The 13,732-nt window shown below is 73.2% G+C and carries 10 protein-coding genes; 6 read left to right on the top strand and 4 right to left on the bottom strand.

The genetic code is table 11. The features are described from left to right. From ABZX96_RS31065 to ptsP, 3 genes are all read left to right on the top strand, one after another. The coding region (locus ABZX96_RS31065; protein ID WP_355550811.1) for a hypothetical protein at positions 1–210 on the top strand (210 nt) is incomplete at its 5' end. Positions 211–493: 283 nt separating this feature from the next. Next, positions 494–943, top strand: a complete 450-nt coding sequence (locus tag ABZX96_RS31060; RefSeq protein WP_355550809.1) for a PTS glucose transporter subunit IIA — start codon at positions 494–496, stop codon at positions 941–943. A 77-nt stretch (positions 944–1,020) separates the two neighbouring features. Continuing rightward, positions 1,021–2,691, top strand: coding sequence for a phosphoenolpyruvate--protein phosphotransferase (gene ptsP / locus ABZX96_RS31055; RefSeq protein ID WP_355550807.1), 1,671 nt, complete (start codon positions 1,021–1,023; stop codon positions 2,689–2,691). A 178-nt stretch (positions 2,692–2,869) separates the two neighbouring features. On the opposite strand, the gene ABZX96_RS31050 is transcribed toward ptsP, so the two are convergent. The 3 genes from ABZX96_RS31050 to ABZX96_RS31040 form a co-directional block, all read right to left on the bottom strand. Further along, positions 2,870–3,688, bottom strand: coding sequence for a hypothetical protein (locus tag ABZX96_RS31050; RefSeq protein WP_355550805.1), 819 nt, complete (start codon positions 3,686–3,688; stop codon positions 2,870–2,872). Positions 3,689–4,207: 519 nt separating this feature from the next. Beyond that, positions 4,208–6,256, bottom strand: coding sequence for an acetoacetate--CoA ligase (locus ABZX96_RS31045; RefSeq protein ID WP_355550804.1), 2,049 nt, complete (start codon positions 6,254–6,256; stop codon positions 4,208–4,210). Between the two features lie 302 nt (positions 6,257–6,558). Then, a complete protein-coding gene (locus tag ABZX96_RS31040; RefSeq protein WP_355550802.1) occupies positions 6,559–6,960 on the bottom strand; it encodes a hypothetical protein in 402 nt (133 codons plus the stop codon). 447 nt (positions 6,961–7,407) lie between these two features. On the opposite strand from ABZX96_RS31040, the gene ABZX96_RS31035 reads away from it, so the two are divergent. The 3 genes from ABZX96_RS31035 (at position 7,408) to glpK (ending at position 12,836) form a co-directional block, all read left to right on the top strand. Then, entirely contained in the window at positions 7,408–9,783 is a 2,376-nt protein-coding gene (locus ABZX96_RS31035) for a glycoside hydrolase family 31 protein (RefSeq protein ID WP_355550817.1), read from the top strand. Positions 9,784–10,442: 659 nt separating this feature from the next. Continuing rightward, positions 10,443–11,210 carry an MIP/aquaporin family protein gene (locus ABZX96_RS31030; RefSeq protein ID WP_355550800.1) on the top strand — a complete coding sequence of 256 codons (768 nt, stop codon included), beginning with the start codon at positions 10,443–10,445 and terminating at the stop codon, positions 11,208–11,210. 93 nt (positions 11,211–11,303) lie between these two features. Then, positions 11,304–12,836 carry a glycerol kinase GlpK gene (gene glpK, locus ABZX96_RS31025; RefSeq protein WP_355550799.1) on the top strand — a complete coding sequence of 511 codons (1,533 nt, stop codon included), beginning with the start codon at positions 11,304–11,306 and terminating at the stop codon, positions 12,834–12,836. Between the two features lie 197 nt (positions 12,837–13,033). Here the strand turns inward: glpK and ABZX96_RS31020 are convergent, their stop codons facing one another. Continuing rightward, complete coding sequence (locus ABZX96_RS31020) at positions 13,034–13,678, bottom strand: ATP/GTP-binding protein (RefSeq protein WP_355550797.1); 645 nt, start codon at positions 13,676–13,678, stop codon at positions 13,034–13,036. Positions 13,679–13,732: the final 54 nt, after the last annotated feature.

Genomic DNA, 13,732 nt, shown 5'->3' with positions numbered 1-13,732 from the left:
GCCGGTTCGCGGTCCGGGCTGCCTTTCGGCCGCCTTTCTCGCGGTTTCCACTTTACCAGATCCGTTTCGCGTTTCCGCTTTCCGTTTCCGGCCCCTGTGGAACGGGGCAACCATCCGGCATTCGCCTTCCGGTCGTTCCCCTCCAGTAAACCCGATCGCATTCCGAATCCGAAATCCGCGGACATGCGGACGTCGTTCCGTAAAGCTTGATCGGCTTTTCGTGGAGGCCGCCCTCGGTTGCGACGCAGCTCAGTGCGTCCGGGCAGCCGGGGCAGGGGTTAGACAGTACAGCGCCGGCCCGGTGGTGGCAAATCGAATCTGCAGTGTCGGCGTGGGGTCCGAGAGGGCCCCTCACCTGGTGTTCCGAGAGGGCTTCCCACCTGGTGTCTCGTGCGGAACCGGTACTTCTCATGACTTAGTCTTCTCAACGGTGCGCCGTCCAGGACAGGTAGTGACGGCGGCCTGATGAATCTCCACCCCTGGGAGGTATCCCATGACCACCGTGACGTCCCCTCTGGCTGGACGCGCCATCGGACTCGCGGCAGTGCCCGACCCGGTGTTCTCCGGCGCGATGGTGGGTCCCGGCACCGCTATCGACCCGGTTCGTGAACCGTCCGCGGCTGTCTCGCCCGTCGATGGTGTCGTTGTTTCCCTGCACCCGCACGCGTTCGTCGTCGTCGACTCCGAAGGTCACGGCGTTCTGACGCACCTGGGCATCGACACCGTGCAGCTCAACGGCGAGGGCTTCGAGCTGCTCGTCAACAAGGGCGACACCGTCGTGCGCGGCCAGGAAGTCGTGCGCTGGAACCCGGCCGCCGTCGAAGAGGCCGGCAAGTCCCCGGTCTGCCCGGTCGTCGCCCTGGAGGCCACCGCCGATTCGCTCGCCGAGGTCCGTGAGGACGGCGATGTGAAGGCCGGCGACGCGCTGTTCGGCTGGCAGTGAGCCTGCGCCGTCCTTGACGGCCGGTACGACATTCACCGCGGCGGCAGGAGCCGTCGCACCAACCGGAGACGGGTGAGATGGAGACAACGCTGCGAGGCGTCGGCGTGAGCCACGGTGTGGCGATCGGCGAGGTGCGGCACATGGGCACGGCGGTTCTGGAGCCGCCGGCCAAGCAGATTCCGGCCGAGGAGGCGGAGCGCGAACAGGGGCGCGCCCGTCAGGCCGTGGAAGCGGTGGCCGCCGACCTCATCGCGCGGGGCAACCTGGCCGGTGGCGAGGCCCAGGCCGTGCTTGAGGCGCAGGCGATGATGGCTCAGGACCCTGAGCTGATGGCGGACGTCGAGCGGCGCATCGCCGTGGGCAGCACCGCCGAGCGCGGTGTGTACGACGCGTTCGCCGCCTACCGGGCGCTGCTGGCCGGGGCCGGCGAGTACCTCGCGGGCCGGGTCGCCGACCTGGACGACGTGCGGAACCGTATCGTCGCCCGCCTGCTGGGCGTCCCGATGCCGGGCGTGCCGGACAGCGACGAGCCGTACGTGCTGATCGCGCGGGACCTGGCGCCGGCGGACACCGCTCTGCTGGACCCGTCGCTGGTGCTCGGGTTCGTCACCGAGGAGGGCGGGCCGACCAGCCACAGCGCGATCCTCGCGCGGGCGCTGGGTGTGCCGGCCGTGGTCGCGCTGCCGGGTGCGGGCGAGCTGCCCGAGGGCACGCTGGTGGCCGTGGACGGCAGCACCGGCGAGATCTTCGTCAACCCGAGCGCGGAGAAGCGCGCGGAGCTGGAGCGGGCGGCCGAGGAGCGCAAGGCCGCGCTGGCCGCGTCCTCCGGTCCGGGGGCGACCTCGGACGGGCACAAGGTGCCGCTGCTGGCCAACGTCGGCGGACCGGCCGACGTCCCGGCCGCGGTCGAGGCGGGTGCGGAGGGCGTCGGTCTGTTCCGGACCGAGTTCCTGTTCCTGGACGACAGCAAGAAGGCGCCGTCCGAGGAGAAGCAGGTCGAGGCGTACCGCAAGGTGCTCGAAGCCTTCCCCGAGGGCCGGGTCGTGGTGCGGGTGCTGGACGCGGGCGCGGACAAGCCGCTGGACTTCCTGACGCCGGCCGACGAGCCGAACCCGGCGCTGGGCGTGCGGGGCCTGCGGACGCTGCTGGACCACCCGGAGGTGCTCCGGACGCAGCTGACGGCGCTGGCCAAGGCCGCCGAGGGGCTGCCGGTCTACCTTGAGGTCATGGCCCCCATGGTCGCGGACCGGATCGACGCCAAGGCGTTCGCGGACGCGTGCCGGGAGGCCGGGCTGCGGGCGAAGTTCGGCGCGATGGTGGAGATCCCGTCCGCCGCGCTGCGCGCGCGCTCGATCCTCCAGGAGGTCGAGTTCCTGTCGCTGGGCACCAACGACCTGGCGCAGTACACCTTCGCCGCGGACCGTCAGGTAGGTGCCGTCTCGCGGCTCCAGGACCCGTGGCAGCCGGCGCTGCTGGACCTCGTGGCGGCTTCGGCCGAGGCCGCGAAGGCCGAGGGCAAGAGCTGTGGCGTGTGTGGTGAGGCGGCCTCCGATCCGCTGCTGGCCTGTGTGCTGACGGGCCTGGGCGTGACGAGCCTGTCGATGGGTGCGGCGTCGATTCCGTACGTGCGCGCCACGCTGGCCAAGCACACGCTGGCGCAGTGCGAGCGGGCCGCGGCTGCCGCGCGCGCCGCGGACACCGCCGAGGAGGCGCGGACCGCCGCGCAGGCGGTGCTGTCCGGGGAGTGATCCCCGGCGGTCGCCGGTGAGCACGACCACGGGCGAGACCGTGGTGTGCGGGCGATGGCTCGGTTTCCGGATGGCCGTCCTGCCGTGAGGCAGGGCGGCCATCCGTCGTTCCTCCCCTCTGCCGGTGAGGTTTCGGTGCCGTGGGGTCCCGGGGTTCGCGGTGTCCGGGGCGGGTCGGTCAGTGGTGGTGGGGTTCCTCCGGTGGGGGCGGCAGCGGGATGCCGGGGTGGTGGTCGACGCCGGGCTCTGGCGGGACGGGGGCGCCGGTTTCGGCGTCGGTGCAGTAGGCGGTGAAGACCTCGGCGGCGCTGAGGGGCCGCGGCCAGGAGTCGCGCAGGGACCAGCCCCGCACCGTCTCGCGTTCCGTGCCCGGCGGCGCGTCCGGAGGGGCGGTGGTCGTGGTGCGCGACACGATCCCGCCGGGGCTCTTCAGGGCGATCCCGGCGGCCAGGACCGTGCAGAAGAAGCGGGTCTGGGGCTCGGAGAGGCGGGCGGTCGTGCCGTCGTCGGAGGTGGTGTGCAAGGCGGCGAGGAGCGGGATGCCGTCCGCGGGGACGCTGCACACCAGGTGGTGGGTGCCCGGGCCGAGGGCTTCCAGGAGACGCGTCACCATCAGTGACGCGCGGGCGAAGGCGGCGTGGGCCAGGTCCTCCCCGCAGTCGGGGCAGGCGCCGGTGACGGAGAGGAGCGAGGAGGCGTACTCCCAGGTCGCCCGGTGTTCCGATGCCTCGATCAGGACGGGCAGGAGCTGGTGCAGGGGCTGGCCGGAGTAGGGCAGTGCGGCGCCGGTGCAGGCCCGTTCGGCGGTGTAGCGGCTGCGGCTGCCGGGGGCGTCCGGGTCCAGGTGGTGTTCCGCGCAGAACGCCGCGTAGGCGGCGGGGTCGAAGAGGGTGACGGTGGTGTGGACGCCCTGTGCGGACAGGGTGCGCAGCAGGCACTCCATCTGCTGGAGGTAGGCGGTGTGGTCGTCGAACGGGAAGGTGTCGTAGCGGCGCATGGCCGCGAAGTCCCGCGCGTCCGCCAGGAGGGCTGCGGTGCTGGGGACTTCGCAGCGCAGCGGATGGCTTTCGATGGGCCGAAAGCTGGTCCGGGAGTCGGTCCGGAGGTCGGGCGGGGCTTCGGGTGGGGCGTCGGACTGCCGCGGGGCCGGTGTCCGGCCCCGCGCCGGCTCGTCCGCCCACGCCGTCCGGCCGGGCTCCGCGGCCCCCGGATCAGCGGGCCCGGGATCAGCGGGCCGCTGATCCTCGTTCCCCGGATCGCCGGTCCGCACCCGGGCCTCCGGCCGTCCGAGTCGTTGTGGACGTCCGGGACCGTGGGCTCCCTCGACGTCCGCCGGAGGGCCGGGTGGTGCTCCGGGCGGACGGTCGGTTCCCGGAGTCCGGTCCTGTGCGTGGTCGGTGTCGTTGCGTCGGGACGCTGATGTCATGACTCCCCCTGGTCAGTGCGGCAGCATCGCTGCACGAACAGTTCTTGTGACGGAGAGTAGCCGGAGGGTCTGACAACGGCGTCCCGGACGTCATTCCGCTCGGTCGGTGGCCAGGCGTTCGTTGGCGACGCGTTCGTTGGCGACGCGCTCGTAGAAGCGGAGCAGGCCGAGATCGTCGACCGAACCGGGGTTGACGGCCTTGTCGAGCGGGGTGCCCTGGAGGAGGCGCTTGACGGGGACTTCGATGCGCTTGCCGGTGAGGGTGTGCGGCACGCCGGGGGCCTCGATGATGTCGTCGGGGACGTGGCGCGGGGAGAGCTGCTCGCGGATGGTCCGCTTGATGCGGTCGCGCAGCGCGTCGTCCAGGACGGCTCCGGGGGCGAGGTGCACGAACAGCGGCATCCAGTAGCCGCCGTTGGGCAGTTCGAGCCCGATGACCAGGGATTCCTTGATCTCCGGCAGGCGCTCGACGGTTTCGTAGATGTCGGCGGAGCCCATGCGGACGCCCTGCCGGTTGAGGGTGGAGTCGGAGCGGCCGTGGATGACGACGCTGCCGCGGGAGGTGCGGGTGATCCAGTCCCCGTGCCGCCAGACGCCCGGGTACATGTCGAAGTAGCTGTCGTGGTAGCGGCTGCCGTCCGGGTCGTTCCAGAAGCGGACGGGCATGGAGGGCATCGGGTTGGTGATCACCAGCTCGCCGACCTCGTCGGTGACGGGCTTGCCGTTCGGGTCCCACGCCTGGAGGTCCGTACCGAGGCAGGGTGCCTGGAGCTCGCCTATGTGGACGGGGAGGGTGGGGACGGCGCCGGCGAAGCAGCTGCACACGTCGGTGCCGCCGCTGACGGAGGCGATCCACAGGTCGCCGTCCGGGCCCGCGGCCTCCTCGTGCAGCCAGCGGAAGCCGTCCGGCGGCAGCGGGGAGCCGGTGGTCGCGACGCACTTGACGGCGGACAGGTCCAGGTCGCGGGCGGGGTGGAGGCCCGCCTTACGGCAGGCCATGACGTAGGCGGCGGAGGTGCCGAAGACGGTGGTGCCGGTGCGTTCGGCGATCCGCCACTGGGCGGCGGTGTCCGGGTGGCCGGGGCTGCCGTCGTACAGGACGACGGTGGCGCCCACGAGGAGGCCGGAGACGAGGAAGTTCCACATCATCCAGCCGGTGGAGGTGTACCAGAAGAACCGGTCCTCCGGACCGAGGTCGCAGTGCAGGCCGGCCTGCTTGAGGTGTTCGATCAGGATGCCGCCCTGGGACTGGACGATGGCCTTGGGGAGGCCGGTGGTCCCGGAGGAGTACAGGACCCAGAGGGGGTGATCGAAGGGGACCTGTTCGAAGACCGGTTCGGTGTCGGCGGAGGTCAGGTCCGACCACTCCAGCGCGCCTTCGGGTGCGGGGGTGCCCAGGAGGGGGATGTGGACGACGGCGCGCAGGGTGGGGAGTTCGCGGCGGAGTTCGGCGACGGTCTCGCGCCGGTCGTGTTCCTTGCCTCCGTAGCGGTAGCCGTCCACCGTGAACAGGACGACCGGTTCCACCTGCTGGAAGCGGTCCAGGACGCTGCGGGCGCCGAAGTCCGGGGCGCAGGAGGTCCACACCGCGCCGACCGCGGCGGTGGCCAGGAGGGCGACGACGGCCTGCGGGATGTTGGGGACGTAGCCGCTGACGCGGTCGCCGGGGCACACGCCGATCCGGCGCAGCTCGGCGGCGAGCGAGCCGACCTGGGAGCGCAGCTCGGACCAGGTGACGGGGGCCGGGTCGTGGGTCTCGTCCACATACAGGAGCGCCGGTCGGTCGGCGCGGTCCGGGTCCTGGCCGGCGCGCAGGGCGTGCTCCGCGTAGTTGAGCGTGGCGCCGGGGAACCAGCGGGCGCCGGGCATCGAGGTGTCCGCCAGGACGGTGTCGTACGGCGTCCCGAAGCGCACGTCGAACCACTCGGTGACGGCCTTCCAGAAGACCCCGAGGTCGTCCACGGACCACTGGTGCAGCGCGGCGTAGTCGGCCACCGGGTCGCCGGAGGCGGGGGCGGGGGCGCCGTGGCGTTCGGCCGCCCACCGGTGGAAGCGGGTGATGCGGGCTCCGGCGATACGGTCCGGGCCGGGCCGCCACAGGGGCTCCGGTTGGGCGGCGGACTGCGGTGCGGTGGTCATGATGCGGCTCCCGGCTGTACGCGTCGTGTGCGTGGCTCCGCGCACGGCGGGGGTGTGCGCGTGACACGGCTTGGCAGGACGATGCCATGTGATCGACTCCGGCACCAGGGCTGTCCCCCCATATTCCGGGGCGGGAGGGTGTGGTGCGGGTGGACCACCGCGCGAAGGACGCCGTCGGCTGATCACCGGGCCCGCCGGACGCGCTCCGAGCCGTCCCGCGGGTGGTGATCAGCCGACCTCCGGCCGGGGCTCAGTGGCTCAATGCCGGACCGGAAAAGGTGGCACGTGTGCCGGGAGGCCGATTACCGCCAGCACCATTTGGTAATCGACTTCCAGGACGAGATGTTGGGAACGAGAGAGCCCACCTGTCCGTACTTCCGCAGGATCTGGTGGGTCTTGTTGTTCTTGTCCAGCCCGTACCACGTGTGCTTGGAGTCGCGGTTCCACGCGGAGCGGAGCTTGGCATTGTTGCGGGGTTTCCAGGAGCCCTTGCCGCACTTTTCCTCCGGGAAGGCGCGGACCTCCGTCCAGGTCACGTTCTGGCGGTAGTTGGTGGCGTCCCACCCGCAGAACCAGCCCTTGGTGCAGTCCCACCGGCCTTTGGCGCTGCCGGCGGCGTGGGCGGTGCCGGTGGTCGCGGTGGTGGCGGCTATCGCGAGAACGGCGGCTCCGAGGGAACCGGCGAGGGCCTTCCTGATGGTCAAGTTTCTTTCCTCCATTGGGTTTTGGTGTTTCAGCCGGGTTCGTGTGGACGAATGTGGCGTCCGGACCCGTCGCGTATATCGCCGAGATCAAGATCTCTTCGGGACATGCTAACGACATTGCCGGTCGGCAGGCATTCCGATGCCGTGCCGGTGTGTGCGGACGCCTTGTCGGGCCCGTGATCGCCGAGGGGCGGAGTGGAAAGGCAGGCCGGAATTTCCGGATCTCCGCCCCCGTGAGTTCCCGGCACAGCGAGCCGCACACACAGCACTCCGGCAAGCGAGGCGCTGGGCCTCGGTCCTGTGGGGCGGACGGGCGGTGCCCCCGGGCGCAAGGCCGCCCCTCGCGCCACGATCGGCACGGCCGTGCCGCACTGGCCTGGCCGACCCCAGGTGAACGGCGGCTGAACGGCGCCCGCACCCGGAGGCGACGGTGGCATGGTGAGCCGCATGGACGCGCGGGAGCTGGTGCGGTCGGTGCGGGTGATCAAGGTGGTCAGGGCGCTGGGGACGGCCCAGGGGCTGCGGGCCGTGCGGTCGGCGTGGCGCCGGCGGCGCGCGGACGCGGTGGGGCTGCCGCGCCGCGGCCCGGAGCGGGCGCGGGTGCCGGGACCGGCGCGCGGCGCCGAGCCGAGGCCGGGCGGTGGGATCGTGCACTTCGCCCGGTCGTCGCTGCGGGTGCGGGTGGCGTCCGGTGGCGCGGTGTTCTGCGGCTGGGACGGGGCCGGGCCCGAGCCCTCGTACGCGCTGTGCGGGGCGGGTCCGGAGGCGGACGGGCGGGCGGTGCTGGAGCCGGACACCGAGGGCGGCTGGCGGGTGGTGTCGGAGCGGGTGACGGTGACGGTGTCCCGGCACGGCGCGGTGGAGGTGCGGACGCCGGGTGGTGTGGTGCTGCGGCGGGAGCTGCCGCCGCGCTGGTGGGACCGGGTGGCGGAGGCGGGGGGTGGCGCGCGCTGGGTGCAACGTTCCGAGGTGCCGGCGGACGCCCGGTTCTTCGGGCTCGGCGGGCGGGCGGACGGCCCGCGGCTGCGCCGGGGCGCGTACCGGCTGTGGAACACCGATCCCGGCGGCGCCTTCGTGCCGGGGGACGATCCGCTGTCCGTCACCATGCCCGTCCACATGGTGGTGGCGGACGCCGGTACGCACCTGGTGTTCCACGACAACTCCTGGGACGGCCGGGTCCTGCTCCGCGAGGGCGTGGAGGGCGCGGGTTCCGGACACGACCGGCCCGGCACCTGCGAGGTGCGGATGGAGGGCGGGCCGCTGCGCTACTGGGTGGTCGTCGGCACGCCCTCCCGGGTGCTGCGCGGCTGGACGGCGCTGACCGGCGCGCCGGCGCTGCCGCCCCGGTGGGCGCTGGGGTACCACCACTCCCGCTGGGGGTTCGGCAGCGCGACCGAGGTGCGGCGGGTGGTGGACGGCTACCGGGAACGGGGGCTGCCGCTGTCCGCCGTCCACCTGGACATCGACCACCTCGACCGCCACCAGGTCTTCACCGTGGACCGGTCCGCCTTCCCCGACCTGCCCGGGCTGGCCCGGGAGTTGCGGGAGGCGGGGGTACGGCTGGTGTCCATCGTCGATCCCGGGGTCAAGGCCGGGCAGGGCAGCGCGGTGTACGCGAGCGGGGCGGCGGCCGACGCGTTCGTGCGGGACGCCCGGGGCCGGGTGGTGCGGGGGGTGGTGTGGCCGGGCGAGGCGGTCTTCCCCGACTTCACGGACGCGCGGGTGCGCGCCTGGTGGGGCGGGCTGTACGCGGAGCGGCTGGCGCAGGGGTTCGCGGGGGTCTGGCACGACATGAACGAGCCGGTGTCCTTCGCCGCGTTCGGTGACACGACGCTGCCCCGGTCGGCCCGGCACGCGCTCGAAGGCCGCGGCGGCGACCACCGCGAGGCCCACAACGTGTACGCCCTGGCGATGGCGCGGGCCGGTTACGAGGCGCTCGTCCGGCTGCGGCCCGACGAGCGCCCGTTCCTCTTCTCGCGGTCCGGGTGGGCCGGGATGCAGCGGTACGGGGGGACCTGGTCCGGGGACGTGGCGACCGGGTGGCCGGGGCTGCGGGCGTCGCTGTCGCTCGTGCTGGGGATGGGGCTGTGCGGGGTGCCCTACAGCGGGCCGGACATCGGCGGCTTCTCCGGGGTGCCCTCGGGCGAGCTGTACCTGCGGTGGTTCCAGCTGGCGGCGTACCTACCGTTGTTCCGGACCCATTCGGCCCTCTCCGCGGGGCGGCGGGAGCCGTGGGAGTACGGGCCCGTGGTCCTGGAGCACGCCCGGGCGGCGCTGCGGGAGCGGGAGCGGCTGCTGCCGTACTTCGTCACCCTGGCGCAGCTCGCGCGGCTCACCGGGGCGCCCTATGTGCGCCCGCTGTGGTGGGCCTCCCCCGAGGACCGCGCGCTGCGCGACCGCGAGGACGCCTTCCTCCTGGGGGACGCGCTGCTGGTGGCGCCCGTCATGGGGCCCGGGGTGGAGCGGCGCTCCGTACCGCTGCCCCGGGGGCGGTGGTACGACACGGCCACCGGGCGCGCCCACGAAGGACCGGGGCAGGTGGTGCTGGACACGCCGCTCGCGCGGATCCCGGTGCTGGCGCGGGCGGGCGCCGTGCTGCCGGTCGCGGGGGCGGACGGGCGGACGGAGCTGGAGGTGTGGGCGCCGGCTCCCGGGCAGGCCGGCGGTGGTGTGGTGATGCCGGACGCCGGGGACGGCTGGGCTCGTCCGGAGGTCGAGCGGTTCGCGACGCGGTGGGAGGACGGGCGGGTGGTCGTGGAGCGGCGGGAGGGGGGCGGGGTCGGGTATCCGGTGCGGGTGCGGGGTGGGGGCGGGGTCGGCTGAGGAAATCCGGGCTCGCTGAGGAGCGTCGAAACGCTTCGGCCGCCTGCCGGTGCTCGTCACCCGTCCCGTAAGGAGGACCCGCGTCGTCCGGGAGATCCGCGGAAGTCCTGTCCCGCGAGGAAGCCGACAGCCCCGTCCGCAGGGGCCCGCCCGGTGGCGGCCGGGAGAGCCCCTTCCAACACGAGGGGCAGGGCACGGATCCACCCCCGTCGGTCCCGTGCGCACGGCCCGCCCACAGGGACGCCGCGGTGCCGCGGAGGGTTCAGCCCCGGAGCGCTCGGGCTCCCGGGCGCGGCGGGCGTCGAGGTGCCGCCGCTTCGGGAGGGGCGGCCCTTTCGGCCCGGTGCGTCTCCTCGGAGGGCCGGTGACCTTGACGCTCCATCACGGCCGGTGAACACTTCCGGTGTCGGTCGGCACCGCCGTACGCGGACGGGCCCGGCCACCCGGCGGCACCGCGCCGCCCGCTCTACACCGCCGGCGCCGGCTCGACGCCCGGCACCGGCACGCTCGACAGGAGCACCGGGTGGGGCACGGACGCGAGGGGCCACGCGTCCGCCACCGGCTCCGCAGGCGGGACAGGGCGTACGCACCCTGTGGACGCGCACCCTGCACGGAGGACCGAGGGGGCGTCCCCTCGGGCGAGGGCCAAGGGAGCCGCCATGTATTCCAACGGGGACATCTTCGTCGGTGAGGTCATCGGCACGGCGATCCTCATCCTGTTCGGCGCCGGCGTGTGCGCCGCCGTCACCCTGCACTACTCCAAGGCGCGGGCCGCGGGCTGGGTCGTGATCGCCTTCGGCTGGGGTTTCGGTGTACTCGCCGGGGCGTACACCGCGGCACCGCTGTCCGGCGGGCACCTGAACCCGGCCGTGACGCTGGGGTCGGCGATCGCGGACGGCACGGAGTGGTCCAAGGTGCCGCTGTACATGGCGGCGCAGATGGTGGGCGCGGTGCTCGGCGCCGTCCTGGCGTGGGCGCTGTACTACGCGCAGTTCGCCGCCAACGCGGAGGAGGACAAGGCTCAGCCGACGCTGGGGGTCTTCGCCACCGCCCCGGAGGTCCGCAACCCCGCCGCCAACCTCGTCACCGAGGTCATCGCCACCATGGGGCTGGTGCTGCCGCTGCTGTTCTTCGGGCAGAACAAGGGGATCGGTCTGGGGCGGGTGCCCGGTGAGGAGGCCGGGGTCTACGGGTCGGGGATCAACGTCCTGCTGGTCGCCCTGCTGGTGGTGGGGATCGGCCTGTCGCTGGGCGGCCCCACCGGGTACGCCATCAACCCGGCCCGCGACCTGGGGCCGCGGCTGGCGCACGCGCTGCTGCCGATCCCGCGCAAGGGCTCCAGCGACTGGGCGTACGCGTGGATCCCGGTGGCCGGTCCGTTGATCGGGGCGGCGCTCTCGGGGCTCGTGTACCGGGCGGTCTTCTAGCAACACCGGCGGTTCTTCCCCGGGGCCGGGCGTCCCGGGCGTCGGACGCACACGTACCACGCGCAGCTTCCAGCCACGGACCAGGAGACGTTCATGACGGAGAGCACCGGCGCGGCCGGCGGGTACGTCGCCGCGATCGACCAGGGCACCACCTCCACCCGTTGCATCATCTTCAACCGGGACGGCGCGATCGTCGCCGTGGACCAGCGGGAGCACCGCCAGATCTTCCCCAAGCCGGGGTGGGTGGAGCACGACGCCACCGAGATCTGGGCCAAGGTGCAGGCCGTGGTCACCGGCGCGCTCGCGAAGGCGGGGCTGCGGGCGGAGCAGCTCGGCGCGGTGGGCATCACCAATCAGCGCGAGACCACCGTCCTGTGGGACCGGTTCACGGGGAAGCCGGTGCACAACGCGATCGTCTGGCAGGACACCCGGACCGCGCCGCTGTGCGCGGAGCTGGGCGGCGAGGTGGGCCAGGACCGGTTCCGGGACGCCACCGGGCTGCCGCTGGCCAGCTATTTCTCCGGTCCCAAGGTGGCCTGGCTGCTGGAGAACGTCCCCGGGCTGCGGGCCCGCGCCGAGCGCGGCGAGATCGCCTTCGGCACCGTGGACTCCTGGCTGATCTGGAACCTGACGGGCGGCGTGGACGGCGGCACGCACGTCACCGACGTGACCAACGCCGGGCGCACGATGCTGATGAACCTGACCACCCTCCAGTGGGACGCCTCGATCCTGTCGGCCATGGGCGTGCCGGAGTCGGTGCTGCCGGAGATCAGGTCGTCGGCCGAGGTGTACGGGACGGCCGTCGGGCCGCTGGCGGGGGTGCCGGTGGCGGGCGCGCTCGGCGACCAGCAGGCGGCCGTGTTCGGCCAGACCTGTTACGGGGTGGGCGAGGCCAAGAACACCTACGGGACGGGTTCGTTCCTGCTCATGAACACGGGCACCCGCCCCGTGCCGTCCAAGAGCGGACTGCTGACGACGCTCGGGTACCAGCTCGGCGGCGAGGCGCCGGTCTACTGCCTGGAGGGCTCCATCGCGGTCACCGGCTCCCTGGTGCAGTGGTTCCGCGACCAGCTCGGGCTGATCGGCTCGGCGGCGGAGATCGAGAGCCTGGCGGCGAGCGTCGAGGACAACGGCGGCGCGTACATCGTCCCGGCGTTCTCGGGCCTGTTCGCGCCCTATTGGCGCGCGGACGCCCGCGGGGTGATCACCGGTCTGACCGCGTACGTCACCAAGGCGCACCTGGCGCGCGCCGTGCTGGAGGCCACGAGCTGGCAGACGCGGGAGGTGGTGGACGCCATGTACGAGGACTCGGGCGTGCGGATCACCTCCCTGAAGGTCGACGGCGGGATGACGGCCAACGGCCTGCTGATGCAGCACCAGGCGGACGTGCTGGGGGTGCCGGTGATCCGCCCGGTGATCTCGGAGACCACCTGCCTGGGCGCGGCGTACGCGGCCGGGCTGGCCACCGGCGTCTGGCAGGACCTGGACGAGCTGCGCGCCCACTGGCAGCGGGACACCGAGTGGACGCCGCACATGGACGGGGCGACGCGGGACCGCGAGTACGGCAACTGGCGCCGGGCCGTGGAGCGCAGCTTCGGGTGGCAGGCGGAGGGGCGGGAGGGGTAAACGGCGGGAGGCCGGGGTGGGCTCGCGGCCCGCCTTCAGGGGCGGGCTCCGGGGCGGCCTCCAACCCCGGACCGGCCCGCCCGTACGCGCGACGGCCCGTGCCCCGGACGGCGGGGTACGGGCCGCGCTTCCGCGTCACCTGAGGGGCCGTCCCCTTGAGGCAAGTCCCTCAGGGCTGTCTCCTCGGGGTCGTCCCCTCAGGGCAGCGCGGGTTCGCGCCGTTGGGGGCCGCTGTCCATCGCGTGTTTCACGACGGCGATCAGCACGTCCTTCACGGATTCCTTCTCCCGCGCGTCGCACAGCAGCAGCGGCACGCCGGGGTCCAGGTCCAGGGCCTCGCGCACGGTTTCGGCGGGGTAGGCGGTGGCGCCCTCGAAGCAGTTGACGCCGACGACGAACGGGATGTCGCGCCGTTCGAAGTAGTCGACGGCGGCGAAGGAGTCCTCCAGGCGCCGGGTGTCGGCGAGGACCACCGCGCCCAGCGCCCCGAGCGCCAGCTCGTCCCACAGGAACCAGAAGCGGTGCTGTCCCGGGGTGCCGAAGAGGTAGAGCACCAGGTCCTCGCGGAGGGTGATCCGCCCGAAGTCCATGGCCACGGTGGTGGTCCGTTTGCCCTCCACCCCGTCGAGGCGGTCGACCGGGCGGCCGGCCTCGGTCAGCCGCTCCTCGGTGCGCAGCGGCTTGATCTCGCTGACCGCGCCCACCAGCGTCGTCTTGCCGACGCCGAAGCCGCCCGCCACCAGGATCTTGAGCGTGACGGGGTCGGGGGCGGGGTCGTGACGGCGGGCGGCACGGCGCTCGGCGCGGCGGGTGGAGCGGTGTTCAGCGCGTCCGAAGACCATGGGGCTCCTCCCCCGTTCCGCCGCTCGTGCAGATCAAATGCATTGTCGATCCTC

It is taken from the genome of Streptomyces sp. NPDC003077 (assembly GCF_040611095.1).
Classification (GTDB): domain Bacteria; phylum Actinomycetota; class Actinomycetes; order Streptomycetales; family Streptomycetaceae; genus Streptomyces.
The sequence above is the reverse complement of the archived record's forward strand: the minus strand, read 5'-3'. Positions and strand labels throughout refer to the sequence as shown.